The 240-nt window shown below is 38.3% G+C and carries 1 protein-coding gene; it reads right to left on the bottom strand.

All coding sequences use genetic code 11. The features are described 5' to 3' along the window. A partial coding sequence (locus tag JR005_RS15010; protein WP_267460110.1) for a ferritin-like domain-containing protein occupies window positions 1-240 on the bottom strand: 240 nt, incomplete at its 5' end.

Raw genomic sequence — 240 nt, 5'->3', positions numbered from 1 at the left:
TCAAAGATCACTTAAAATATCAGCCATATCATCGGCATGTTCTTCTTCTTGAGCTAAAATATCTTCCAAAATACGGCGTGTAGTTGGATCTTTATCGCCAATATATTGAATGATTTCACGGTAAGAGTCGATTGCAATACGTTCAGCAACCAGATCTTCAGTCACCATTTCTTTAAGGGTTTTACCTTCCACGTATTCGGCATGTGAACGTTCTTCCAAACCTCTTGGATTAAAGTTTGG

The sequence above is a fragment of the Acinetobacter sp. Colony158 genome (assembly GCF_019264745.1).
GTDB classification, from domain to species: Bacteria; Pseudomonadota; Gammaproteobacteria; order Pseudomonadales; family Moraxellaceae; genus Acinetobacter; species Acinetobacter ursingii.
This window is presented reverse-complemented; position numbering and strand designations above follow the sequence as displayed.